The organism is Pseudomonas pohangensis (genome assembly GCF_900105995.1).
In the GTDB taxonomy this organism is placed as follows: Bacteria; Pseudomonadota; Gammaproteobacteria; order Pseudomonadales; family Pseudomonadaceae; genus Aquipseudomonas; species Aquipseudomonas pohangensis.
In genome coordinates this window covers 3,214,562-3,237,619 of the sequence record NZ_LT629785.1, presented here as the reverse complement: position 1 = coordinate 3,237,619, position 23,058 = coordinate 3,214,562, and the positions used below count along the sequence as shown (strand labels likewise).

At 58.8% G+C, this 23,058-nt stretch carries 18 protein-coding genes; 9 read left to right on the top strand and 9 right to left on the bottom strand.

The window, feature by feature from the left end; genetic code table 11:
• Positions 1-7 precede the first annotated feature (7 nt).
• Complete coding sequence (locus tag BLT89_RS15055) at positions 8-1,702, bottom strand: L-lactate permease (RefSeq protein WP_090197180.1); 1,695 nt, start codon at positions 1,700-1,702, stop codon at positions 8-10.
• 318 nt (positions 1,703-2,020) lie between these two features.
• Here BLT89_RS15055 and BLT89_RS15050 point away from each other — a divergent pair, with 318 nt between their 5' ends.
• Positions 2,021-2,788, top strand: coding sequence for an FCD domain-containing protein (locus BLT89_RS15050; RefSeq protein ID WP_090197176.1), 768 nt, complete (start codon positions 2,021-2,023; stop codon positions 2,786-2,788).
• A 20-nt stretch (positions 2,789-2,808) separates the two neighbouring features.
• Here the strand turns inward: BLT89_RS15050 and BLT89_RS15045 are convergent, their stop codons facing one another.
• From BLT89_RS15045 to gshB, 7 genes are all read right to left on the bottom strand, one after another.
• Positions 2,809-4,080: a dihydroorotase gene (locus BLT89_RS15045; RefSeq protein ID WP_090197175.1), complete on the bottom strand. Its 1,272-nt coding sequence runs from the start codon at positions 4,078-4,080 to the stop codon at positions 2,809-2,811.
• On the bottom strand, positions 4,080-5,090 hold the full coding sequence (locus BLT89_RS15040; RefSeq protein WP_090197172.1) for an aspartate carbamoyltransferase catalytic subunit: 1,011 nt from the start codon (positions 5,088-5,090) through the stop codon (positions 4,080-4,082). The genes BLT89_RS15045 and BLT89_RS15040 overlap by 1 nt, the downstream gene beginning before the upstream one ends.
• 10 nt (positions 5,091-5,100) lie before the next feature.
• Positions 5,101-5,610, bottom strand: a complete 510-nt coding sequence (gene pyrR / locus BLT89_RS15035; protein WP_090197169.1) for a bifunctional pyr operon transcriptional regulator/uracil phosphoribosyltransferase PyrR — start codon at positions 5,608-5,610, stop codon at positions 5,101-5,103.
• Complete coding sequence (gene ruvX / locus BLT89_RS15030) at positions 5,607-6,062, bottom strand: Holliday junction resolvase RuvX (RefSeq protein WP_090197167.1); 456 nt, start codon at positions 6,060-6,062, stop codon at positions 5,607-5,609. The genes pyrR and ruvX overlap by 4 nt, the downstream gene beginning before the upstream one ends.
• Positions 6,059-6,628, bottom strand: coding sequence for a YqgE/AlgH family protein (locus tag BLT89_RS15025; protein ID WP_090197164.1), 570 nt, complete (start codon positions 6,626-6,628; stop codon positions 6,059-6,061). Before BLT89_RS15025 ends, ruvX begins: the two co-directional genes overlap by 4 nt.
• Positions 6,629-6,717: 89 nt before the next feature.
• The gene (locus tag BLT89_RS15020; protein WP_090197161.1) at positions 6,718-7,611 is read right to left on the bottom strand and encodes an energy transducer TonB; all 894 of its coding nucleotides are present in this window, start codon (positions 7,609-7,611) and stop codon (positions 6,718-6,720) included.
• 118 nt (positions 7,612-7,729) lie between these two features.
• Positions 7,730-8,683 (bottom strand): glutathione synthase, encoded by a 954-nt coding sequence (gshB, locus tag BLT89_RS15015; RefSeq protein ID WP_090197158.1) that lies wholly within the window; start codon positions 8,681-8,683, stop codon positions 7,730-7,732.
• Between the two features lie 225 nt (positions 8,684-8,908).
• Between gshB and pilG the strand changes: the two genes are divergently transcribed.
• The 8 genes from pilG (at position 8,909) to BLT89_RS14975 (ending at position 22,279) form a co-directional block, all read left to right on the top strand.
• Positions 8,909-9,316 carry a twitching motility response regulator PilG gene (gene pilG, locus BLT89_RS15010; RefSeq protein WP_090197156.1) on the top strand — a complete coding sequence of 136 codons (408 nt, stop codon included), beginning with the start codon at positions 8,909-8,911 and terminating at the stop codon, positions 9,314-9,316.
• Positions 9,317-9,358: 42 nt separating this feature from the next.
• Entirely contained in the window at positions 9,359-9,724 is a 366-nt protein-coding gene (pilH, locus tag BLT89_RS15005) for a twitching motility response regulator PilH (RefSeq protein ID WP_090197154.1), read from the top strand.
• Between the two features lie 50 nt (positions 9,725-9,774).
• Positions 9,775-10,311 carry a chemotaxis protein CheW gene (locus tag BLT89_RS15000; RefSeq protein ID WP_090197151.1) on the top strand — a complete coding sequence of 179 codons (537 nt, stop codon included), beginning with the start codon at positions 9,775-9,777 and terminating at the stop codon, positions 10,309-10,311.
• 83 nt (positions 10,312-10,394) lie between these two features.
• On the top strand, positions 10,395-12,437 hold the full coding sequence (locus BLT89_RS14995; RefSeq protein ID WP_090197148.1) for a methyl-accepting chemotaxis protein: 2,043 nt from the start codon (positions 10,395-10,397) through the stop codon (positions 12,435-12,437).
• Positions 12,438-12,518: 81 nt separating this feature from the next.
• The gene (locus tag BLT89_RS14990; protein WP_090199081.1) at positions 12,519-13,385 is read left to right on the top strand and encodes a protein-glutamate O-methyltransferase; all 867 of its coding nucleotides are present in this window, start codon (positions 12,519-12,521) and stop codon (positions 13,383-13,385) included.
• Positions 13,386-13,396: 11 nt separating this feature from the next.
• Entirely contained in the window at positions 13,397-20,743 is a 7,347-nt protein-coding gene (locus tag BLT89_RS14985; protein ID WP_090197146.1) for an Hpt domain-containing protein, read from the top strand.
• Entirely contained in the window at positions 20,736-21,752 is a 1,017-nt protein-coding gene (locus BLT89_RS14980) for a chemotaxis protein CheB (protein ID WP_090197143.1), read from the top strand. Before BLT89_RS14985 ends, BLT89_RS14980 begins: the two co-directional genes overlap by 8 nt.
• 56 nt (positions 21,753-21,808) lie before the next feature.
• The gene (locus BLT89_RS14975) at positions 21,809-22,279 is read left to right on the top strand and encodes a chemotaxis protein CheW (protein ID WP_090197140.1); all 471 of its coding nucleotides are present in this window, start codon (positions 21,809-21,811) and stop codon (positions 22,277-22,279) included.
• Between the two features lie 26 nt (positions 22,280-22,305).
• Here BLT89_RS14975 and BLT89_RS14970 read toward each other — a convergent pair whose 3' ends face one another.
• Complete coding sequence (locus BLT89_RS14970; protein ID WP_090197137.1) at positions 22,306-23,025, bottom strand: 16S rRNA (uracil(1498)-N(3))-methyltransferase; 720 nt, start codon at positions 23,023-23,025, stop codon at positions 22,306-22,308.
• Positions 23,026-23,058 lie beyond the last annotated feature (33 nt).

The window sequence follows — 23,058 nt, the reverse complement described above, 5'->3', positions numbered from 1 at the left end:
GGCTTGCCTAGCCTGCCATCAGTGGGTCGCTGATGCCCAGCGCATAAATGGCGAACAAGGCAATCAGGCCAGTGAACAGCACGTAGTAAAGGGTAGGCCAGAAGGTCTTGCGCAACACCGCGCCTTCGCGTCCGAGCAGGCCGACAGTGGCCGATGCTGCCACCACGTTGTGGATCGCTACCATGTTGCCGGCGGCCGCGCCGACGGCCTGTGCCGCCACGACCAGTGCGGTGGAAACCCCCAGGCTTTCGGCCACGCCAAACTGGAACTGGCCGAGCATCATGTTGCTCACCGTATTGGAACCGGCGATGAAGGCGCCGAGGGCGCCGACAGCCGGTGCCAGCAGCGGATAGATGTTGCCCACGCTGTCAGCAACGTAGCGCGCCATGCTGATCGGCATGCTCGCCAGCTCGGCGCTGTTGACCCCGGAGTTGATCAGGATGCGCACCATCGGCACGGTAAACAGCAGGACGAAGCCGGCACCGAACAGCACGCCTGTCGACTCCTTGAGTGCCGCGCGCATGTCACGCAGTTGCATCCGGTGCAGGAAGAAAGTGGCCAGCACTACCGCGACCAGAATCCCGCCAGGCAGATACAGCGGCAGGAAGTCGGCCTTGATGCCGGTCTCGCCGAGGATGTCCGGAAAGACCACGGCTACCGCTTTAAGTGCACCGCCGACTTCGGGGAATACGCGGCTGATGACCAGCAGGGCGCCGACCAGCACATAGGGCAGCCAGGCCCGCAGCGTGCTCATCGGGCGTACGGTAAGGCTGTCCAGCTTCATCTCGACACTGCCCAGCCACTCGGCTGGCCACTCACTGGCCGGAGCAAAGTCCCAGTTTTGTTTCGGGGTCAGGAAGCGAAAGTGCGCGGCCGTGGAAACAATCGCCAGACCGATCAGGCCACCCAGCAGCGAGGGAAACTCCGGGCCGAGGAAGATGCCGGTCAGGGCATAGGGCAGGGTAAAGGCCAGGCCGGCGAACAGGGCAAAAGGCAGCACTTCCAGCCCGGCTTTCCAGCTTTTCTCGCGGCCAAAGAAGCGCGTCAGCATCAGCACCATGATCAGTGGCATCAGGGTGCCGACGGTGGCGTGCATGATCGCCACTTCGCTGGTGATCAGTTGCAGAAACGCATTCCAGCTGGAACCTTGCTGCACCAGCTGTGCGCCGATGCCGGCGCTGTCCAGACCGCTGTTGATGCCGATAATGATCGGTGTGCCCACGGCACCGAAGGACACCGGCGTGCTTTGTACCAGCATGCCGAGGATCACCGCAGCCATGGCCGGAAAACCGATCGCCACCAGCAACGGAGCTGCGATCGCCGCCGGCGTGCCGAAACCCGAGGCACCCTCGATAAAGCAGCCGAACAGCCAGGCAATGATGATGGCCTGGATGCGCCGGTCCGGGCTGATGGTGGCGAAGCCGGCCCGAATGGCGGTGATGCCACCCGAGTGCTTGAGGGTGTTGAGCAACAGGATGGCGCCAAAAATGATCCACAGCACGCCGGCAGTGATGATCAGCCCTTGCACGGTGGAGGCCAGCACACGGTTGAGGCTCATGCCCCACACGCCCAGCCCGATGCCGGCAGTCAGCAGATAGACCAGTGGCATCGCCCGCCGCGCAGGCCAGCGCAGGCCGATCAGCAGTACTGCTGCGAGCAGGATGGGTGAGAAGGCAATCAGCGCGAGAAGTCCGGATGACATGCGGATTACTCCTGTAGGTGGGCGAGGTGCAACGGCTGGACGCTGCACTGGGCGGAATGGGTAAGGGCGGGCCGGATGTGTGACATGGGTGCTGTCCTCGGGGACTGTTCTTGAAATTGTTTGCGCACAAATATTGGTAAGACCAATTAACAAATAATGCGAGCGCAGAATAAAAATCACCTCCGGGCTTGTCAATTATCCGAACCGCTACTTTGGTCGTAGATGCCTGGCTTGCAAGCCGCTGCTTCTGACCGCTAGGCTATCCGCCCAGGGCCGCGGTAGAGCGCTGCAACTGGTCAAACCAATGGAGAGCAGGCAATGGAAGTGGGTCAGGTGCGACAGCGCCGTCTGTCGGATGACATCGTCATGCAGCTGGAAGCGATGATCCTTGAGGGCAGTCTTAAAGCCGGTGAGCGGTTACCCGCCGAGCGGGTGCTGGCCGAACGTTTCGGGGTGTCGCGGCCGTCCCTGCGCGAAGCCATCCAGAAGCTGGTAGCCCGCGGCTTGCTGGTCAGTCGCCAGGGCGGCGGCAACTATGTCGCCGCCGAGCTGGGCTCGACTTTCAGTGATCCGCTATTGCAGTTGCTGGAAAGCAACCCCGGCGCCCAGCGCGATTTGCTGGAGTTCCGGCATACCCTGGAAGGCTCCTGCGCCTACTATGCGGCGCTGCGTGCCACAGCTCCGGATCACCAGCGCTTGCGCAAGGCATATGAGGCGTTGCAGGCCTGCTACGCCGAGGACAGTCAGGCCAGCCGGGCGGAGGAGGGGGCGGCCGATGCGCGCTTTCATCTGGCGATTGCCGAAGCCAGTCACAATGCGGTGCTGTTGCACACCATTCGCGGACTGTTTGATCTGCTCCGGCATAACGTAGTGACCAACATCGGCGGTTTGTATCTGCAGCGCAGCGAGACCCGCGAGCGCCTGCGCGAACAGCATCACGCGTTGTTCCAGGCGATTATCGAGGGGCGTGCCGAGGAGGCGCGGCGCTGTTCGCAGTTGCACATCGATTATGTGCAGGCGGTGTTGATTGAAGGTGGCGCCGAGGCTGAGCGCGTCGCCCGTGCCCAGCGTCGTCAGGGTGGCTGAGACGCTGTCCTGGGCGTGGATCAGCTGCGGTAACTGATGCGGCCATCCACCAGTGTATAGCGCACCTTGCCCGGCAGTGTTTCACCGATAAACGGGCAGTTGCGGCCTTTGGAAAACCACTGCTCACCCGCCAGAGTGCCGGCTTCGGGGTCGAACAGCAGCAGGTCGGCCGGCGCACCGACCGCCAGCCGTCCGGCTGGCAGGTGCATGGCGCTGGCCGGTCCGCAAGTCAGACGCGCCAGCAGGGTGGGCAAGTCGAGCAGGCCGTCTTCCACCAGACGCATGGCCAGCGGCAACAGCAGTTCGACACTGCTGATACCCGGCTCGGTGGCGGCAAACGGGGCCAGCTTGGCGTCCGCTTCATGGGGTTGATGATGACTGGCAATCGCCTGGATCACACCGTTTTTTACTGCTTCACGCAGACCGTCACGATCCCGTGCGCTGCGTAGCGGCGGCTGGACATGGTAGAGACTGGAAAAGTCATAGAGGGCTTCGTCGGTCAGCAGCAACTGGTAAAGCGCCACATCTGCGGTCACCGGCAGGCCGCGTGACTGGGCATGGGCAATCATGCTGGCGCCCTTGGCGCTGGTCAGCTGGGTGAAGTGCGCGCGCACGCCGGTTTGCTCGACCAGCAGCAGGTTGCGCGCCAGTGCCACGGTTTCCGCCGTTTCCGGAATCCCGGCCAGGCCGCGGAAACTGGCAGTGGCGCCGTCATGGGCATGGCCATCGGCGGCCAGATCGGCGTCCTGCGAGTGGATCACCAGGGTCAGGTTGAAGGTTGCCGCGTACTCCATGGCCCGGCACAGCACCCGGCTGCTGGCAAAATTGCTCAGGCCGTTGCCGAAGGCTACGCAGCCGGTATCGCGCAAGGCGACCAGTTCTGCCAGTTGCTCTCCGGCCAGGCCCTTGCTGAATGCACCGATCGGGTAAACCTTGGCATGCCCGGCTTCCTGGGCGCGGTCAAGAATCAGCTCGGCAACCGCAGGGGTATCCAGTACCGGTCTGGTCTGTGGCGGGCAACACAGGCTGGTGACGCCGCCTGCGGCTGCCGCCAGGGTTTCGCTGGCAATCGTGCCCTTGCGGCTGAAGCCGGGCTCGCGCAGGGCCACGCTGAGATCGACCAGACCCGGCGCGGCGATCAGGCCGCTGGCGTCGATGCTCTGCTCGGCGATGAAGCCGGGCGGAGCCTGGTTGAAAGCCATCAGCTTGCCGGCCTCGATGAACAGTTCACAGTTGCGGTCCATGCCGCTGGCGGGGTCGATGACCCTGGCGCCATGAATACGGGTGCGCATCAGTTCTGCTCTCCGGCTTCCAGATTGAGTTGGCGCTGGGTGTTTTGCCCGCTCATGGCCATCGACATGACCGCCATGCGGATGGCAATGCCGTAGGTGACCTGATTGAGAATCACCGATTGCACGCCATCGGCGACCGCCGACTCGATTTCCACGCCGCGGTTGATCGGCCCGGGATGCATGACGATGGCGTCCGGCTTGGCCAGTAGCAGGCGCTGCTGGGTCAGGCCGTAGAGGCGGTAGAACTCGCCCTCGCTGGGCAGCAGGCCGCCGGCCATGCGTTCCTTCTGCAGGCGCAGCATGATGACCACGTCGACGTCCCTGAGGCCTTCGGCGAGGTCGGTGAAAACGCGCACGCCGTACTGTTCGACACACACCGGCAGCAGGGTTTTCGGAGCGATCACGCGGATGTCCGGACAGCCCAGGGCTTTCAGGGCCAGCATGTTCGAGCGGGCCACGCGGGAGTGCAGGATGTCGCCGACTATGGCTACCGAAAGCTGGCTGAAGTCGCCCTTGTGGCGGCGGATGGTCAGCATGTCGAGCATGCCCTGGGTCGGGTGGGCGTGACGGCCGTCGCCACCATTGATGATGGCAACATCGGGGCAGACATGTTCGGCGATGAAGTGGGCAGCGCCGGAGTCGCCATGACGCACGACGAACATGTCCGCAGCCATGGCCTCGAGGTTGCGCAGGGTATCCAGCAGGCTCTCGCCCTTGCTCGCCGAGGAAGTGGAAACGTTGAGGGTGATCACGTCGGCCGAGAGGCGCTGTGCCGCCAGTTCAAAGGTGGTGCGGGTGCGCGTGGAGTTCTCGAAGAACACGTTGCACACGGTCTTGCCACGCAGCAGTGGCACCTTCTTCACCGCCCGTGCACCTACTTCAAGGAAGGAGTCTGCGGTATCGAGAATTTCCGTCAGCAGCTCGCGCGGCAGGCCGTCGATGGAAAGGAAATGGCGGAGCTGGCCCTGGTCGTTGAGTTGCAGCGGGCGCTTGCTGGCAGTTGGCGTCATCGCGGTTATCTCAGTGGGAAGCGAGGGACTTGAGCTCGAAGCTCAGCGGTGTCGGGCCGAGCAATTTTATCCGTTCGCCCTCGGGCAGCGACAGGGTGGCGCCTACTATATCAGGGCGTATCGGCAGTTCATGGGCATTCAGGTCAAGCATGCACACCAGGGTGACGCTCGCCGGCCGGCCGTAATCGAACAGCTCATTCAGGGCGGCGCGAATGGTGCGGCCGCTCATCAGCACGTCATCGATCAGCACCAGATGCTGTTCATCCACGCTGAAGGGCAGGGCTGAAGGCCGCACCAGCGGGTGCAGGCCGTTCTGGCTGAAGTCGTCGCGATAGAAAGATACGTCCAGCGTACCCAGCGCATCGTCGCGACCGAGTTGCTCGAGCAGGGCCTGGGCGACCCACACGCCGCCGCTATGGATGCCGATGAAGTACGGGTTGTGGATTCCGCGGGCCTGCAGGTAGTGCTGCAGGTCGCCGGCCATTTTCGGCAGCAGTTCGGCCGGGGAAGGTAGTGTCATGGGGTGTCCTCGTTGTGTGCGCTTAGCCAGCCTTCGAGCAGCATGGCAGCGGCCAGTGCGTCTACCGGATTCTCGCGATAGTTGCCGGAGTGCTGCCCCTGGGCCATGCGTTCGCCCTTGGCAGCATAAGTGGTCAGCCGCTCGTCATGGGTATGCACCGGCAGATTAAAGCGGCCGTGCAGCTGACGGGAAAACTTTTCAGCGCGCGCGCTCATGTCGCTCGGGCTGCCATCCATATTCAAAGGCAGGCCCACTATCAGTGCATCCGGCTGCCACTCGCGCAGCAGCGCCGCTACCTTTTGCCAGTCGGGTACGCCATTCTGCGCCTTGAGCACGCACAGTTCGCGAGCCTGACCGGTGACCGCCTGGCCTACGGCGACGCCGATCTGCTTGCTGCCATAGTCGAAGCCCAGCAGCAGGCGCAAAGGTCTGGCTGCAGGTCGCTCGCTCATGCATGCCCCGCCTGGCTGGTGAGCAGGCCGAGATTGACGCCCAGGCGTCTGGCGGCTGCCTGCAGGCGCTGCTCATGGGGCATGTCGAACAATATGGCGGGATCGACGGGGCAGCTGAGCCAGGCGTTTTCGGCCAGCTCGTTCTCCAGCTGGCCAGCACCCCAGCCGGCATAGCCGAGGGTAATCAGGTATTTGTCCGGTCCGTTGTTGTCGGCAATCGCGAAGAGCGCGTCCTGGGAGGTGGACAGACCCAGTTCGCCCAGATCCAGGGTGGCCTGGAAGTCATGCCCGGCAGGATGCAGGACAAAGCCCCGATCGGTCTGCACCGGGCCGCCGGCCATGATGGGCAGGTGGTGACAGTGCTCGGCCGGCGTAACCTCCGGGCGCAGTTGCTCGAGGATGTCGGCCAGGCTCAGCCCGCTGGGTTGATTGATCACCAGGCCCATGGCCCCTTGCTCGTTGTGGTCAATCAGGTAAATCAGCGACTGCGCAAAATTCGGATCGTCCATGTGTGGCATGGCGATCAGCAAGTGATGTTTCAGGTAGCTTGGCTCAAGTGTCTTCATGGGCCTAGTTTCGGAGGTTGCGCGCCGGGCCGCAAGGGTCGGCTGGCAAGCAGCGGTTTGCGCTGGTCTTGTCGGGGCTGGGCGAGCGGCTATTGGCTGGTGAGTCGATCGCCACGATCGAAGCGCCAGGTGCGGATGATTTCCAGGCGGTCAAATTCGTTCAGGTCGCCGGAAAACGGTGTATAGGGCGCTGCCAGCCGGACAATGCGCAATGCTGCCTGGTCGAGAATCGGTTGTCCCGATGACTCCAGTACCAGCACCTCGTAGAGCGTACCGTCCCGGTTGATTGAGACCAGCAGGCGCAAACTGCCATAGATACGCTTGTGTCGTGCTTCGGCCGGATAGTTGAGGTTGCCGATGCGCTCAACCTTCTTGCGCCACTCATCCTTGTACCAGGCGCCCTTGTCGCGCCGGGTCGATGCCGCATTCAGGCGCTGGATCTTGGGGCGCTTGGCGTAGCGCTGGACGTCCTGACTGAGCTCGGCTTCCAGGCTGGCGATGGCTGTCGAGAGCTGGGCGCTATCGAAGCCGGTGACCTGTTGCGCGGGCTTGGGTTGCGGTTGTTGTTTCTTTTTGTCCGGTGTTTTCTCCGGTCGCGGCGCGCGGGTAGCAACGGTGGTTTTCTTCACGGGCTCCTGACTGGCTGGCGGTGGTGCGCTAGGCGGTGTGACCCGGCGCACTTCCTGATCCTGAAACATTGCCTGTTCGGTGGTTTTGGGTGCGGCTTTGTGCTCCAGGGTGCCGCTGCCTTGCTGGTTTTCCTGGGCAAGGTAGTCGGCTTTCTCCGGGGGCTTGTCACTCTTGAAGCTGGCCAGCGTGATTTCCAGGCTGCGGCTGATTAGCTCGGGCTTGCTAAAAGTGAAGCCCACGCCGAGGAGAAGGACCAGATGAATCAGCGCTGCCAGAAACAGCGTAAAACCAAGGCGGTCCGCGGGGCGGATGCCTGTGGTGATTAATTCTGGCGGGATTGAATCAGGCGGCATGGCTAGTAGCTTTCACTGGACTGTCGGCAGTCTGCCGAGCAGTCACGGAAATGTCCACGAACCAGTCGTTGTCTTTGCCATGCGCCGTCATGCAGCCTGATGCAAGATCGCCCGGACCTCAGCGGCTGGCCAGCCTGGCAGTGATCACCTGCATCAGTTTTTCGCCAATCTGCGTATCAAAGGCGTTATCTATCTCGCGGATACAGGTCGGACTGGTGACATTGATTTCGGTAAGGAAGTCCCCGATCACGTCGAGTCCGACAAATAACAGCCCGCGTGCGCGCAGTTCGGGACCGACCAGACTGGCAATTTCGAGGTCGCGAGCGCTCAGCGGTCGCGCCTCGCCGCGTCCGCCGGCAGCAAGGTTACCGCGGGTCTCGCCTTGTGCCGGAATGCGCGCCAGGCAATAGGGTACCGGTTCGCCGTCGATCATCAGTATGCGTTTGTCACCGTCCTTGATGGCGGGCAGGTAACGCTGGGCCATTATTTGTTGAGAGCCATTGGCGGTAAGCGTTTCAAGGATTACCGAGAGGTTTGGATCTCCCTGGCGGTGCCGGAAGATCGAAGTTCCGCCCATTCCGTCCAGCGGTTTGAGAATAACGTCACGCTGTTCCTCGGCGAACTCGCGCAAGATGTCTGCACGCCGGCTTACCAGCGTAGGTGGGGTGCACTGCGGGAATAACGTGGCAAAGAGCTTCTCGTTGCAGTCGCGCAGGCTTTGTGGCCGGTTGACGATCAGGACGCCGTCACGTTCGGCCTGCTCGAGCAGGTAAGTGCTGTAAACGAACTCGTTGTCGAAAGGGGGATCCTTGCGCATCAGGATCACGTTCAGGCTTGAAAGGGGCTGATCCAGTTCGCTGTCCAGCTCGAACCAGTGCTGCGGATTGTCGAAAACCTGAAGCGGGCGCATTCTGGCACGGGCCTCGCCAGCCTTCTGGTAAAGATCCCGCTGTTCCATGTAAAACAGGGACCAGCCAAGGGTTTTGGCGGCCAGCAGCATTGCAAGGGAACTATCCTTCTTGAAGGAAATGTCGGCGATGGGATCCATTACGATGCCCAAACGGATGTTCATGAAGAGATCTCCCGGCTGGATGTTGGTTGTTTGGCGTTAATAAAGGTTGCTGAGGTTGGCGTGCCGAGGGTTTTTGGTCAAGGCGGGTACTGTTTCAGTCTGGTAGATTGCCGTTGGAGACTGTGTTAAAAAGATCGCTCGATGGGTTTGCCCAGTCGGTAGCGAGTCTCGGCGCACTGATGCAAAAATAAAATAATGAATCACCGGGTCGATGGAAGGGCAAACATGGAACAGCATTCCGAAGGGTTGAAGGTCATGGTGATCGACGATTCGAAAACGATTCGTCGCACCGCGGAAACCCTGTTGAAAAAAGTGGGCTGTGATGTGATTACGGCGGTGGACGGCTTCGATGCTTTGGCAAAGATTGCCGACTCCCGACCACGAATTATCTTTGTCGATATCATGATGCCGCGTCTTGATGGCTATCAAACCTGTGCGTTGATCAAAAACAACAGTGCTTTCAAGTCGACCCCGGTAATCATGTTGTCCTCCAAGGATGGTCTGTTCGACAAAGCAAAGGGCCGCATCGTCGGCTCTGATCAATATCTGACCAAGCCGTTTAGCAAGGAAGAATTGCTCGGCGCAATCAAGGCGCATGTTCCCGATTTCGTACCGGCAGAGCAGGCATCCTGAACCCTGGCTTGATGCCAGAAAAGCCAATTTATGGGGAGTTCCATGGCTCGTATTCTAATTGTTGATGACTCGCCTACCGAGATGTACAAACTGACTGCCATGCTGGAGAAGAATGGCCATCAGGTGCTCAAGGCTGAAAACGGGGCTGACGGCGTGGCACTTGCACGTCAGGAAAAGCCCGATGTTGTGTTGATGGATATCGTCATGCCGGGTCTCAACGGCTTTCAGGCTACGCGCCAGTTGAGCAAGGATGCGGAAACCAGCCACATTCCGGTTGTCATTGTTACCACCAAGGATCAGGAAACTGATCGGGTCTGGGGTAAGCGGCAGGGTGCGCGGGACTACCTGACCAAGCCAATTGATGAAGCTACTCTGATGAAGACCCTCAAGGCTGTACTGGCTGGTTAACAAACCCGTCAGCTTTGCGACTAAAACTACAATAAAGAGGCAAAGGCCGCATGTCGGACCTGCAGACACCTTTCCAGCTTCTGGCCGGAATTGATCAGCGCTGTCGAGTTTATGCCGCTGGCCTGCCATCGCAGCAGGAAGTGCTGCAAACCTGGAGTGGCATCGGCTTTCGCATGGGCGATCGCCACTTCGTAGCCCCCATGGGTGAAGTCAGCGAAGTTCTTCACGAACCACGATTCACTTTGCTTCCGGGCGTAAAGTCCTGGGTCAAGGGGGTTGCGAACGTTCGTGGACGTCTGTTGCCGGTTATGGATCTATGCGGCTTTTTCGGTCAAGACCTTACTGCTATACGCAAGCAGCGCCGGCTATTGCTGGTGGACCATCAAGAGATTTTTGCCGGGCTGACTGTGGATGAGGTTTTCGGGATGCAACACTTCCCGGTTGAAACCTTTTCGGAGCAGTTGCCTCCCCTGGAGGCCAAGATCCAACCTTTTATTCATGGTGTTTTCCAGCGTGAGCAGCCCTGGCTAGTGTTCAGCCCGCATGCGCTGGTGCAGCATCAAGACTTCATCGAAGTGACAGTTTAGGGTTTCTCGGTTGGGTCGACCTTGTCGGCCCTTTGGCATTGCATGAAAAACGTAAAGCGTGAGGTCCGGGTGGGGGCCAGATAATGAAAAAACTTGATGCAGGCAATCTTATAGCGGGTTTGCGCAGCAACACGTTGATCACTGGACTGTTCGTGATCTTGATCGTGTCGATCGTTTTGCTGTTTGCCAACTTCTTTTATCTCGGCAAGCAGGCGGATTACGACAAGGTTTACCTGTCGATTGCTGGCGACCTCCGGGTAACCTCCCAGCAGATATCCAAGGCCGCAACGGAATCGGCTGCCGGTAAGGCGGATGCCTTCAAGGTCCTCAAGGAAGCGCGTGATTACTTTGCAGGGGACTGGAAAGTCTTGGTTGATGGCAACCCCGCCACAGGCTTGCCGCCAGCTCCCGAGGCAGTGAAAGAGCAGATTGCTGCGGTACAGGCAGACTGGGACGTGATGCTGAAGAACGCGGATGCGATTCTGGCTGCCGAACAGGCGGTAACTTCGTTGCATGAACTGGCAACTTCGCTTGAAGAAACTATTCCGCAATTGCAGATCGACTATGAAGAAGTCAACGCGATTCTTCTGGATGGCGATGCCCCGGCCAACCAGGTGTCAGTAGCTCAGCGTCAGGCACTGCTGGCGGAGCGTATTCTTGGTTCGGTTAACCAGGTGCTGGCAGGTGATGACAACTCCGTTCAGGCTTCTGACATGTTTGGTCGGGATGCGAGCTTGTTTGGTCGTATCCTCGATGCCATGCAGTACGGCAACCCTGCCATGGATATTCCGCGGGTAGAGGATACTGAAGCGCAAGACCGGCTGGCGGAAATTGCCGAACTGTTCCAGTTCGTTTCGGGTTCGGTTGACCAGATTCTTGAAGCTTCCCCGGAGTTGTTTCAGGTTCGGGAATCTGCGGGCACAATTTTCACCGTGTCCCAGAGCATGCTGGACAAGACCTCGGCCCTTGGTACGCAGTTTGAAAACCTTGCCGACAGCCGCTACCTGAACACCCTGCTTGGTTATGTGCTGGCCGCTCTCGCCCTGGGTTCGATCATTCTCATCGGCTTTGTAATGATTCGATCCACCAATCTGCGTCTGGCGGATACGGCAGAGAAGAATGACCGGAACCAGGCTGCAATCTTGCGTCTGCTGGATGAAATTGCTGACCTGGCAGATGGTGACCTGACAGTTAACGCGACAGTAACCGAGGACTTCACGGGTGCTATTGCGGACTCGATCAACTACTCCATTGACCAGCTGCGTGATCTGGTTGAAACCATCAACCTGACGGCCGTGCAAGTATCGGCGGCGGCGCAGGAAACCCAGTCTACGGCGATGCATCTGGCTGAGGCATCCGAGCACCAGGCGCAGGAAATTGCCGGAGCTTCTGCGGCTATCAATGAAATGGCGGTTTCGATTGACCAGGTATCGGCAAACGCCTCGGAGTCCACCGCGGTAGCGGAGCGCTCGGTAGCCATTGCCAACAAGGGTAACGAGGTGGTGCATAACACCATCACCGGCATGGATAACATCCGCGAACAGATCCAGGATACTTCGAAGCGGATCAAGCGACTCGGTGAGTCGTCCCAGGAGATCGGTGACATCGTTAGTCTGATTAACGACATTGCTGACCAGACCAACATCCTTGCACTGAACGCGGCGATCCAGGCATCCATGGCCGGTGATGCAGGTCGAGGCTTCGCCGTGGTAGCGGACGAAGTACAGCGTCTTGCGGAACGTTCGTCGGCGGCAACCAAGCAGATCGAGGCGCTGGTTAAAACCATTCAGACCGATACCAACGAAGCAGTTATCTCGATGGAGCAAACGACTTCCGAGGTGGTGCGCGGAGCCCGCCTGGCACAGGATGCCGGTGTGGCGCTGGAAGAGATCGAGAAGGTATCCAAGACCCTGGCGGCATTGATCCAGAACATCTCCAACGCTGCGCGGCAACAGGCATCTTCGGCGGGCCATATTTCCAACACGATGAACGTGATTCAGGAAATTACTTCGCAGACGTCCGCCGGTACCACAGTGACAGCCAAGAGCATCGGAAATCTGGCGAAAATGGCCAGCGAGATGCGTGGTTCTGTATCCGGTTTTACCTTGCCGGAATCAGCTGGTTAGGCTCGAGAAACTACTTAACAGAGGTCCGCTTTGGATGCCTGTTGGAGAAGCCAGACCATGAGCGGTGGCGAGGGACATGGCATGCAGTCAGACGGCGCCTGGGCATTGAGGCCATTGGCCGAGATGTCCGTGCAGGAATTTCGTGACTGGCAGGTTCTTCTGGAAAATCGAACCGGCCTGGTGCTGAGCGATCAGCGCCGCGCGCTCTTGCAGGCCAGCCTGAGTACGCGGATGCGTGAGTTGAACATCGCCGATTACAGCAGCTATTACCAGCAGGTAACTGATGGTTTGCGAGGTGCAATCGAGTGGTCGAACTTATTGGATCACCTGACGGTTCAGGAGACGCGGTTCTTTCGCCACCGGCCCTCTTTCGAAATTCTTGATGGTTATTTGCGCAGACGGATTTCCGAGACAGGCCTCAGGCATCCGCTGGCGCTGTGGAGCGTTGGTTGCTCTACCGGCGAGGAGTCTTACTCCCTGGCGATAGTTGCGGCAGAGGCATTGCGCAACTGCGAGCAACCCGAGCTGTTCGGGGTTACCGGCACGGACATCAGCATGAAAGCCCTGAGCAAGGCGCGGAATGCTGAGTACGGTGCACGCAGGCTGGAGCAGATCGAAGTTGATCTTCTTGAGCGCTACTTTGATCCGCTGGGTGAAGGGCGCTACAAGGTTCGGGCGGCTTTGGCCTCGCGAGTGTGTTTTGCCAGACTCAATGTGCTGGAGCTGGCCAAAGCGCCATTTTCCGGTGTGGATGTAATTTTTTGTCAGAACCTGTTGATTTATTTCCGGCGCTGGCGGCGTCGTGAAATTCTTAATCGCCTGGTTGAGCGCCTGGCACCAGGCGGATTGCTGGTGATTGGTGTGGGTGAAGTGGTCGATTGGCAACATCCGGATATGCTGCCGGTGGCTGACGATCAGGTTTTGGCGTTTATCCGGAAGAATGTATGAGCGGAGTCGTTATGGGTGATTGGCACGACTATGTCGCCCTGGAATGGGTCAAGGGCGAGATTGCCGAAACGCTGAAGCAGGCACGTCAGGCGCTGGAAGCGTATGTCGAAAATCCGCAGGACTTGACGCGCATGCGGTTCTGTCTGACCTACCTGCATCAGGTGCATGGCACCCTGCAAATGGTAGAGTTTTTTGGTGCTGCCCTGCTCGCAGAGGAAATGGAACACCTCGCTCAGGCGATGATCGAAGGGCGCATTGCCAACCGCAATGAGGCACTTGAGGTGCTCATGCAGGCAATTCTGCAGATGCCGGCTTATCTGGAGCGGGTGCAGGAAGCCCGGCGTGATTTGCCGATGGCTATTCTGCCCCTGTTGAATGATTTGCGCTCGGCGCGGGGAGAGGCGCTGCTTTCCGAGACAAGTCTGTTTTCCCCGGACTTGTCATCACGCCCAGCCATGTTGTCTCCTGATGCGCTCGCCAGTTTGCATAGTGGTGATCTTCCGGTTTTGTTGCGCAAGCTGCGGCAAATGCAGCAGCAGGCCTTGGTGGGGATTATTCGTAATCAGGATCTGGCCACCAATCTCGGTTATATGGCGCGGGTATTCGCGCGTCTCGAAAGTCTTTGCAAGGATGCTCCGCTCGGTCAGCTTTGGCAGATCAGTTCCGGCTTGATAGAAGGTCTGGCCGAAGGCTGCGTGAGTAATGGCGCATCGGTCAGGGGGCTATTGCGTCAGGTAGACAAGGAATTAAAGCGATTTATTGAGCAGGGCAGTGTTGGCGTCAATCAGGAAGCGCCGTCGGAGCTGATCAAGAACCTGCTGTTTTACGTGGCCAAGGCTGAAACGCTTTCACCAAGAATCAATGCACTCAAAGCCCGGTTCAAGCTCGATCTGGCCTTACCCGATAGTGGTCAGGTTGAGGACGAGCAGGCGCGACTTGCTGGTCCTGATCGCGATGCGATGCGCTCGGTAGTGACGGCACTTTGTGAGGAGTTGGTGCGGGTAAAAGACAGTCTGGATTTGTTTGTGCGCAGTGATCGCCAGACTTTCTCCGACCTCGAGCCAATGCTGGCACCGCTCAAGCAAATCGGCGATACCCTGGCTGTTCTGGGGTTTGCACAACCGCGCAAAGTTATCCTTGACCAGTGGGAGCTGCTGCATAAGATGTCGCGCGGCGAGCAACAGTCAAGCGATGCCTTGTTAATGGATATCGCCGGGGCATTGCTCTATGTGGAGGCGACGCTGGCGGGCATGGCTGGCCCGGCCGAGTCAGGCAAAGACGAAGACAGTCTGGTTCCGACTACGGATGTTGCGCAAATTCACCAGGTGGTGATCAAAGAGGCGCGCAATGGCCTTGAGCAGGCCAAGGACGCCATTGTCGAATTCATTGCCTCGCAATGGAATCACGAGCATCTGGAGCGTGTTCCGGCGTTGCTGTCACAGGTTCGTGGCGGCTTGGCCATGATCCCCCTGCCCAGGGCGGCTGCATTGCTTGGCGCTGCGACACGTTACATTGAGGAGCAATTGCTGGTTCGCAAGATGGTGCCGAACTGGCAAAGCCTGGACACCCTTGCCGATGCCATTACCGGGATTGAGTACTACCTGGAGCGGGTTGCTGAGGATCGCATAGAGCAAGGCGAGCAGATTCTCAATGTGGCTGAAGACAGCCTCGACAGTCTGGGTTATCCGCTGCAGGAAAAGCCGTCAATTCTTGACTGGCCCGATACGCAAGAAGCGCTTCCTGTGCCCAGTAGTGACCCGTTGCAAGAGATCGATGTGCTGGCGGCAGAATTGCCGGAGAGTGTTGTCGACGAGGAAGACCAGGCCATTGCAGAAATGGCTGTGGAGGATTTTGCTGAAGATCTGCATGCTGTTGATGTCGTCTGGTCGGAGATTCAGGAAGATACGCTCCCTGTCGAACCTGAGTTGCAGGTGGACTATTTCAGCGAGAATCCTTCAGTTGAAACAGCAGACTTGGGTGACGATGACGATCTGCTGGACGAGATCGAGCTGCAGGACATCCGTGAGGATTCAGCACCCTCAGGCGAAGGCGCTGTTGTCGAGCATGATTTTTCCGACGAGCTATTGGTTGATGACGATAATCAGCCCTTGGCGGAATGGGATGCTGAAGATCTGGCTGAGCTGGATCTGCCCGAGGTCGAGTTGCCAGAACCGGTTGAATTGGCAGAAACAGCTCCTGCCGAGAAGCCGCTGTCAGTAGCCGATGTAATGGCACAGCCGGTACAGGCTATCAACCCACCGGCGCAGAATGTTCCGCAAAGCCTGTTGCCGCCGCCGGCCGATGAGGAGCCGGTTGACGAGGACCTGCTGGAGGTTTTTGTTGAAGAGGCTGGTGAGGTTCTGGAAACCCTTGGCGAATATCTGCCGCAATGGTTCGCGGATACTGAGAGCAAGGAAGCCCTTGCTGAAATCCGCAGAGCCTTTCACACCCTCAAGGGTAGCGGACGCATGGTTCGGGCCCTGGTGATCGGCGAGCTGTCCTGGTCCATTGAAAACATGCTGAATCGGGTTCTGGATCGCAGCATTGTTCCCGATACAGATGTTCAGCAGTCGATTGCAGATGTGTTCGCCCTGCTGCCTGAACTGGTCAGCGAGTATGCTGCCAAGGCGCAGCGCCAGCGGGATGATGTCGATCTGTTGGCAGCCCGGGCGCATGCCTTGGCACTTGGTCAGAAACTGGCCATGCCGGAAAGCGAACCTGAAGTCGAGAACGAGACAGCAGGTGCAGCCGCACCTCAGGCGCAAGACACCAGCGAAACAGTTGCAGTCGAACTGATTGATGCGCAGTTGCTGGAGATTTTTCTTACTGAGGCGCAGTCCCACCTGGAAACACTGCAGGCATTTCTGGCTGACTGTGCCAGAGAGTTGCCCCTGCCGGTAACTGACAATCTGCAACGTGCCCTGCATACGCTGAAGGGCAGCGCCTATATGGCTGGAATCCTGCCTATCGCAGAGATTGCCGCTCCGCTGGAAAAGCTGGCCAAAGATTATAAAGCCCACTTGATCGATATTGATCTGGCAGAAGTAGAGCTGTTGCGTGAAGCAACCCAACTGTTCAGGAAAGGTCTGGATCAGTTGGAGACTACCCCGCTGCAGTCCGTTGCGGGAGCGGCAGACTTCCTCGAGCGGCTTGGGGCTCTGTACGAAGAGCGCCTGACAGTTCAGGCCAGCCAGTTCCAGGAAGAAGGTAGTGCGCGTGACCCGCAACTGATCGGCATTTTTCTTGCCCAGGGCATGGATATATTGCTCGATGCCGAGGCCCTGCTTAAGCACTGGCATGCCAACCCATCAGAGCGGCGTGAGCTCGATGGGTTGCTGGAAGAGCTGGCAACACTCGGCCGTGGCGCGCAGATGGCGGAGCTGCCGCAGATCGATGCGCTCTGTCAGTGTCTGCTGCAATGTTATGCCGCAGTACAGGCTGGCCAATTGCAGGCAAACGCGACTTTCTTTGCAGAGATTGAAGCAGCCCACGAGTCGCTGATCAGCATGATGGATCAGCTTGCTGCCGGGCTCGAAGTAAAACCGCAGACTGCACAGATTGCAGCCCTGAACGAATTGATGAATCAGGCAGTTTCTGCACAAGCGCCAAACCCGGTCGAGCCAGAAAATAGTGAGCTGCCGGGACTGGTCGATGTTGTAGAGGAGCAACCAGCAGACGAGCCGGTTGAGTTCGTGCCTGACTCGGTTTCACCAGCGGAAGAGATACAGGAGCTTGAGGTAGCCGAGGTTGACGATCTGCAAGAGCTCGACGATGAGATGGTCGAGATTTTTCTGGAAGAGGCCATTGAACTCGTTGAAGAGTCAAGCCATTGCCTGGAAAAGTGGATTGATGATAACGACAACACGCAAGCCCTGGCTGCCTTGTTGCGCGACTTGCACACTCTAAAGGGTGGCGCCCTGATGGCGGGAATTCGCCCGATCGGCGATCTTGCCCATGAGATGGAAACCCTTTACGAAGGCCTGGTCGATGGCCGTTATCTGGCGACAGCCGAATTGTCCGGATTGTTGCATCAGGGCCATGACCGCCTAGCTGTCATGGTTGAGCAGATGCAGTTGCGGCAACCGTTGGTGAGCCCGTCGGAACTGATCAGTTCATTGGCCAGCTTCGGCCGCGGTATTTCTCATGCTTTCGCCCAGGATGAAGCTGGCGAACAAATACTTCCTGAACCGTTAACTCCTGCAGCTACCGAACCTGTGCCCGGCACAGACGAGTCCCATGAGTATGACCTGGGTGATTTGTCCATCGCGGAACTGCAATTACCAGACCTGGAGATGCCCGAAAGCCCTGCTTCTGAACATGCAGGCGAGGCGCCAGAGGATTTTGCTGAAGAAGAAGTGACAGAAATGCCCGCATTGACCGATGCGGAGTGGTCGATGGAGGAAGCGCTGCCGCAGCTGGGTGCGCAACCACTGGAAATTCCGGCTATCCAGGCCAGTGAAGAGCCGCTCAGCTTTGACGCGGCAGCAGATTCAGGGTTGGTCACAGAGGCGCTTCCCGACAATATTCCCACTGAAGCAGCAGACCCCGAGCTGGTCGAGATCTTCCTCGAGGAAGGCTTTGACATTATCGAGAGCTCCTCTGCCTCGCTGCAGAACTGGATGCAGAATGTGGATAACAGCCTTGAGCTGGAGTCGCTGCAGCGTGACCTGCATACCCTCAAGGGTGGTGCACGGATGGCCGAAATCAGGGAGATCGGCGACCTTGCGCATGAACTGGAATTTCTTTACGAAGGGCTTGGCAACGGCAAGCTGAAAGCCGCGTCTGACCTGTTCGTGCTTCTTCAAAGCTGTCATGACTGTCTGGCAGATATGCTTGAAGCCGTGCGCGATCAGGCACCTATGCCATCCGGCGCGCTGCTGATTCAGGCAATCCGGGGCTTGCTTGCAGATCCCGGATCGCAGTTGCAGATGCCCACCAGTGTGCATCTGCAACCGGTCGAGCAGGAAAATGTAGACGGCCCGGAGTCCGACATCCTCGATATTTTTCTTGAGGAGGCTGATGATCTGCTGGAAACAGTAGAAGCGGCTTTGGGCAGCTGGGAAGCGGCTCGTGATGACCTTGAGCCGCTCGGCAAGATACAGCGAACCCTGCATAACCTAAAAGGTGGAGCACGCCTGGCCGGCCAGTCACGACTGGGTGATCTTGCGAATGATTTAGAGCAATACCTCGGCGATATTCAGCTGCAGGGCCAGCCCTGGCCGGAGTCGATGTTTGCCGATGTGCAATCGGCGTTTGACGGCTTGAAGGCGGAACTGGAGCAGTTGCGGCAACGCATCAGTCGCAGTGACGAGGCCGATGCACAGGCAAGACCGGTCAAGTCCGCACAATCGGAAGTACTCCCGCTGCGCAAGCTCGACCTGCCGATCGTGGCGGTCAGCACCCAGCCAGCCGCAACGGCCAGGCAAGCGGAAGTCTTGCCTTTTGTCCGGCGCGCGGCGGAGGCAGCGCAGGAGGCTGAAGCCCGGCGAGCGCCCCAGGAACTGGTCAAGGTGCCAGCCGAGTTGCTTGAAGGGTTGGTCAACCTGGCTGGTGAAACCTCGATTTTCCGTGGTCGTGTTGAACAGCAGGTCAGCGATGTTGGTTATACCCTCGGGGAAATGGAGGCCACGATTGAGCGGGTGCGTGACCAGCTGCGTCGTCTGGATACCGAAACCCAGGCGCAGATTCTCAGCCGCTATCAGTCGGAGGCTGAACGTTCGGGCTATGAAGAGTTTGATTTGCTGGAAATGGATCGCCATTCACAGCTTCAGCAATTGTCCCGGGCACTGTTCGAGTCGGCATCCGACTTGCTGGACCTGAAGGAAACCCTGGCAGTCAAGAACCGCGACGCTGAAACCCTGTTGCTGCAGCAGGCGCGGGTCAATACCGAACTGCAGGAAGGCCTGATGCGCACGCGCATGGTGCCTTTTGACCGGCTGGTACCGCGTTTGCGGCGGATTGTCCGGCAGATTTCCGGCGAGCTGGGCAAGCAGGTTGAATTCAATGTAGCCAATGCTGAAGGCGAGATGGACCGTACTGTGCTCGAGCGCATTGTGGCTCCGCTTGAGCATATGTTGCGCAATGCGGTTGACCACGGTATCGAGTCTGCAGCAACGCGCCAGGCAGCCGGCAAGCCCGAAGTCGGCACCATCACCCTCGGACTGGGTCGTGAGGGTGGCGATATCCTGCTGACGCTGGCCGATGATGGCGGCGGGATCCAGCTTGCTGCCGTGCGCCGCAAGGCAATCGAACGCGGCATGATGACTGCCGATGCTGACTTGTCGGATCAGGAGATCCTGCAGTTCATCCTTGAGGCCGGATTTTCAACGGCCGAGAAAATTACCCAGATTTCCGGCCGCGGTGTCGGTATGGATGTGGTGCACTCCGAGGTCAAGCAGCTGGGTGGTTCGATGCGGATCGAATCTGCCGTCGGCGAGGGCACGCGCTTCCTGATACGACTACCGTTTACCGTTTCGGTGAACCGGGCCCTGATGGTGTTGTCGGGTGAGGATTTGTACGCCATTCCGCTTAACACCATCGAAGGTATTGTGCGCGTCTCGCCTTTTGAGCTGGAGGCGCTGTATCAGCGCGAAGTCGGCCAGACCGAAGCGGCGCGCTTCGAATATGCCGGCCAGACCTATGACCTGAAGTATCTGGGTGATCTGCTGAATAACGAGCAGCATCCGAAACTGGTTGGGCAAAGCCTGCCATTGCCGGTGATTCTGGTGCGCTCGGCCGAGCATGCAATGGCGGTGCAGGTGGATAGCCTGGCGGGTTCGCGCGAGATTGTGGTGAAGAGCCTGGGTCGGCAATTTTCATCGGTGCATGGCATTTCGGGTGCAACCATTCTGGGGGATGGTCGCGTAGTGGTCATTCTTGACCTGCTGGCAACCATCCGTTCCCTGCACGCCCTTGACCAGTTCCAGTTGCGTCGTTCGGCACTGCAGAAGCAGTTGCAGGAAGAGAGCGATCACACCCGGCCGACACTGGTTATGGTGGTGGACGACTCGGTTACCGTGCGCAAAGTGACTACTCGCTTGCTGGAGCGTGCGGGGATGAATGCGATCACGGCCAAGGATGGGGTAGATGCCCTGACACAACTGCAGGAACATCATCCGGACGTCATTCTGCTTGACGTTGAAATGCCGCGAATGGACGGTTTTGAAGTGGCCACTCTGGTTCGTCACGATGAGCGGATGAAGGATCTGCCGATCATCATGATCACCTCGCGGACCGGGGAAAAACACCGGCAGCGCGCCATGGCTATCGGGGTCAACGAGTACCTCGGCAAGCCTTACCAGGAGTCGCTGCTGCTGGAAACCATCAACCGGCTGGTCAAGGTCAAGGCAAATGACTGACAAGACTGCAGGCCGTATTGCGGTAATCGCCGACACCTCCCTGCAACGTCATGTCCTGCAGCAGGCCCTGCAGAGTAACGGTTATCAGGTGGTGCTCAATAGTGATCCGGCACGCCTTGAACCTGAAGTGCTGCAGGAGTGCGAAACGGATCTGTGGCTGGTTGACCTGTCGCAAATGGAAGATTCACCGCTGGTTGACGAGTTGATCGAGCGCGCCAGCGCACCGGTACTGTTTGGTGAAGGACATGCGCCGGAGCGCCATTCGGAGAATTATCCGCGCTGGGAACGGCGGCTGTTTGGCAAGCTCAAACGTCTGGTCGGTGACCCGACCAAGGCAATCGGCCCCAGTCTGAATGCCTTGCTGGAAGATGCGCAGCGACCTAACCGCGTAGAGGTACCGGGTGTGTTGGCGGATACCCCGCTCAAATCGGGTCCCGCTGATATGGTCTGGTTACTGGCCGCCTCGCTGGGCGGACCCAGCGCAGTCAAGGCGTTTCTGGATGCCCTGCCTGGGGGCTTGCCCATCGGCTTTGTATACGCTCAACACATAGATGCGAGTTTTGAAGCCATGCTGCCGCAGGCGGTAGGCCGCCACAGTCAATGGCATGTAACGGCGGCGCGGGATGCCGAAGCAGTTCGTTATGGCGAGGTGATTGTTGCGCCGGTCAGTAACGAGTTGGCATTTACCGAAGATGGGCTAATGCACATGAGCAATCGCAGTTGGCCTGAACCCTATAGTCCTTCGATTGATCAGATGATGCTCAATCTGGGCCGTCAGTATGGCAATCGCTTCGGGGTCATCGCTTTCAGCGGCATGGGTAGCGATGGCAGTGCTGCGGCAGCTTACGTGATTCGTCAGGGCGGTCTTATCTGGACACAACGGGCCGAGACCTGCACCTGCCCGAGTATGACCGACAGCATGCGCGATGGTGGTTACAGCAGTTTCAATGGTGACCCCCGCGAACTGGCCACCGCGCTGGTGAACCATCTGGCCGAGCAGTGCGCCTGACAGTCGCGGTTTAATCAGGTTAGAACCTGTTCAATACACAGTTTTAGGAGTCTTGCATGAGCCAAGCCGTCGCAGCCCAGAGCAGCGTTGAAAGCCTCACGGGTCTGTTATTGCCTCTGGCAGATCGTACTTTGCTGCTGCCCAACGTGGCACTCGCGGAACTGGTGCCGTACCGGGCACCACAGACTGCCGAGGGCATGCCGCCCTGGTTGCTGGGACAGTTCAGCTGGCGTGAGTTGCGTTTGCCCTTGCTGTCGTTTGAAGCCGCATCCAATGGGGTTGCCAGCGTTGGCCCGGGCTGTCGGGTTGCCGTACTCAACGCTCTTGGTGGGCGCCCGCAAATCAAATTCATCGCCTTGCTGCTGCAAAGCATCCCGCACTCGGTAAAGGTTGATTCGAATCTGGCGAGGGCGGATGTGGAGCTGGCTCCGCTGGAGCTCGAAGCCGTGTCGCTGGATGGCAATGTGTTGAAAATCCCCGACCTGGTCGGGCTGGAGCAGTTGCTGGCGGATGCCGGACTGATCTGACCTTTGCTGCGGATGGAATCCCGCGACTAGAAATCGCCCCAGAGGAATTGCGCCAGTGCCAGCGCAGCTACCGGTGCAGTTTCGGTACGCAATATGCGCGGGCCAAGTCGTGCCGTTTGAAAGCCGGCAGCCTGTGCGCGGCTGACCTCATTATCGCTTATACCCCCTTCAGGGCCGATCAGAAAGGCCAGGGATTTCGGCGTGCTGTGCTTGCTCAGCTCCTGTGCAAGGGGGTGCAGCACCAGCTTGAGATCTGCCGAACTCTGCTGCAGCCAGTGTTCCAGTTCCAGCGGTGCATGAATTACCGGTAAAACTGAGCGGCCGGATTGTTCGCAGGCGCTGATGGCGATTTGCCGCCAGTGGCTCAGGCGTTTTTCGGTGCGTTCGTCCTTGAGGCGTACTTCGCAACGTTCCGAAACTATCGGGGTGATTTCACTTACCCCCAGCTCCGTAGCTTTCTGGATGGCCCAATCCATCCGCTCACCGCGTGACAGGCCCTGACCGAGATGGATGCGCAGGGGGGACTCGGCCATGCCGGGCAGTTGCTCATGCAATTCGACACACACCTGTTTCTTGCCGACCTCGCTGATTGCACCGAGATACTCCATGCCGCTGCCATCGAACAATTGCACTGCCGCGCCAGTGTTCAGGCGCAAGACGCGGCCGATGTAGTGAGCCTGGGCATCGGGTAATGCATGGTTGCCGAGCGATAGCGGCGTATCTATATAAAAACGGGAAAGGCGCATGGGTCAGACTACAAACAGTGACGGGACAGCGCC

Excerpts from the sequence above, each read along its gene's own strand:
- BLT89_RS15055 (WP_090197180.1), bottom strand. The coding sequence starts at position 1,702 with ATGTCATCCGGACTTCTCGCGCTGATTGCCTTCTCACCCATCCTGCTC.
- BLT89_RS15050 (WP_090197176.1), top strand. The coding sequence starts at position 2,021 with ATGGAAGTGGGTCAGGTGCGACAGCGCCGTCTGTCGGATGACATCGTC.
- BLT89_RS15045 (WP_090197175.1), bottom strand. The coding sequence starts at position 4,080 with ATGCGCACCCGTATTCATGGCGCCAGGGTCATCGACCCCGCCAGCGGC.
- BLT89_RS15040 (WP_090197172.1), bottom strand. The coding sequence starts at position 5,090 with ATGACGCCAACTGCCAGCAAGCGCCCGCTGCAACTCAACGACCAGGGC.
- pyrR (WP_090197169.1), bottom strand. The coding sequence starts at position 5,610 with ATGACACTACCTTCCCCGGCCGAACTGCTGCCGAAAATGGCCGGCGAC.
- ruvX (WP_090197167.1), bottom strand. The coding sequence starts at position 6,062 with ATGAGCGAGCGACCTGCAGCCAGACCTTTGCGCCTGCTGCTGGGCTTC.
- BLT89_RS15025 (WP_090197164.1), bottom strand. The coding sequence starts at position 6,628 with ATGAAGACACTTGAGCCAAGCTACCTGAAACATCACTTGCTGATCGCC.
- BLT89_RS15020 (WP_090197161.1), bottom strand. The coding sequence starts at position 7,611 with ATGCCGCCTGATTCAATCCCGCCAGAATTAATCACCACAGGCATCCGC.
- gshB (WP_090197158.1), bottom strand. The coding sequence starts at position 8,683 with ATGAACATCCGTTTGGGCATCGTAATGGATCCCATCGCCGACATTTCC.
- pilG (WP_090197156.1), top strand. The coding sequence starts at position 8,909 with ATGGAACAGCATTCCGAAGGGTTGAAGGTCATGGTGATCGACGATTCG.
- pilH (WP_090197154.1), top strand. The coding sequence starts at position 9,359 with ATGGCTCGTATTCTAATTGTTGATGACTCGCCTACCGAGATGTACAAA.
- BLT89_RS15000 (WP_090197151.1), top strand. The coding sequence starts at position 9,775 with ATGTCGGACCTGCAGACACCTTTCCAGCTTCTGGCCGGAATTGATCAG.
- BLT89_RS14995 (WP_090197148.1), top strand. The coding sequence starts at position 10,395 with ATGAAAAAACTTGATGCAGGCAATCTTATAGCGGGTTTGCGCAGCAAC.
- BLT89_RS14990 (WP_090199081.1), top strand. The coding sequence starts at position 12,519 with ATGCAGTCAGACGGCGCCTGGGCATTGAGGCCATTGGCCGAGATGTCC.
- BLT89_RS14985 (WP_090197146.1), top strand. The coding sequence starts at position 13,397 with ATGGGTGATTGGCACGACTATGTCGCCCTGGAATGGGTCAAGGGCGAG.
- BLT89_RS14980 (WP_090197143.1), top strand. The coding sequence starts at position 20,736 with ATGACTGACAAGACTGCAGGCCGTATTGCGGTAATCGCCGACACCTCC.
- BLT89_RS14975 (WP_090197140.1), top strand. The coding sequence starts at position 21,809 with ATGAGCCAAGCCGTCGCAGCCCAGAGCAGCGTTGAAAGCCTCACGGGT.
- BLT89_RS14970 (WP_090197137.1), bottom strand. The coding sequence starts at position 23,025 with ATGCGCCTTTCCCGTTTTTATATAGATACGCCGCTATCGCTCGGCAAC.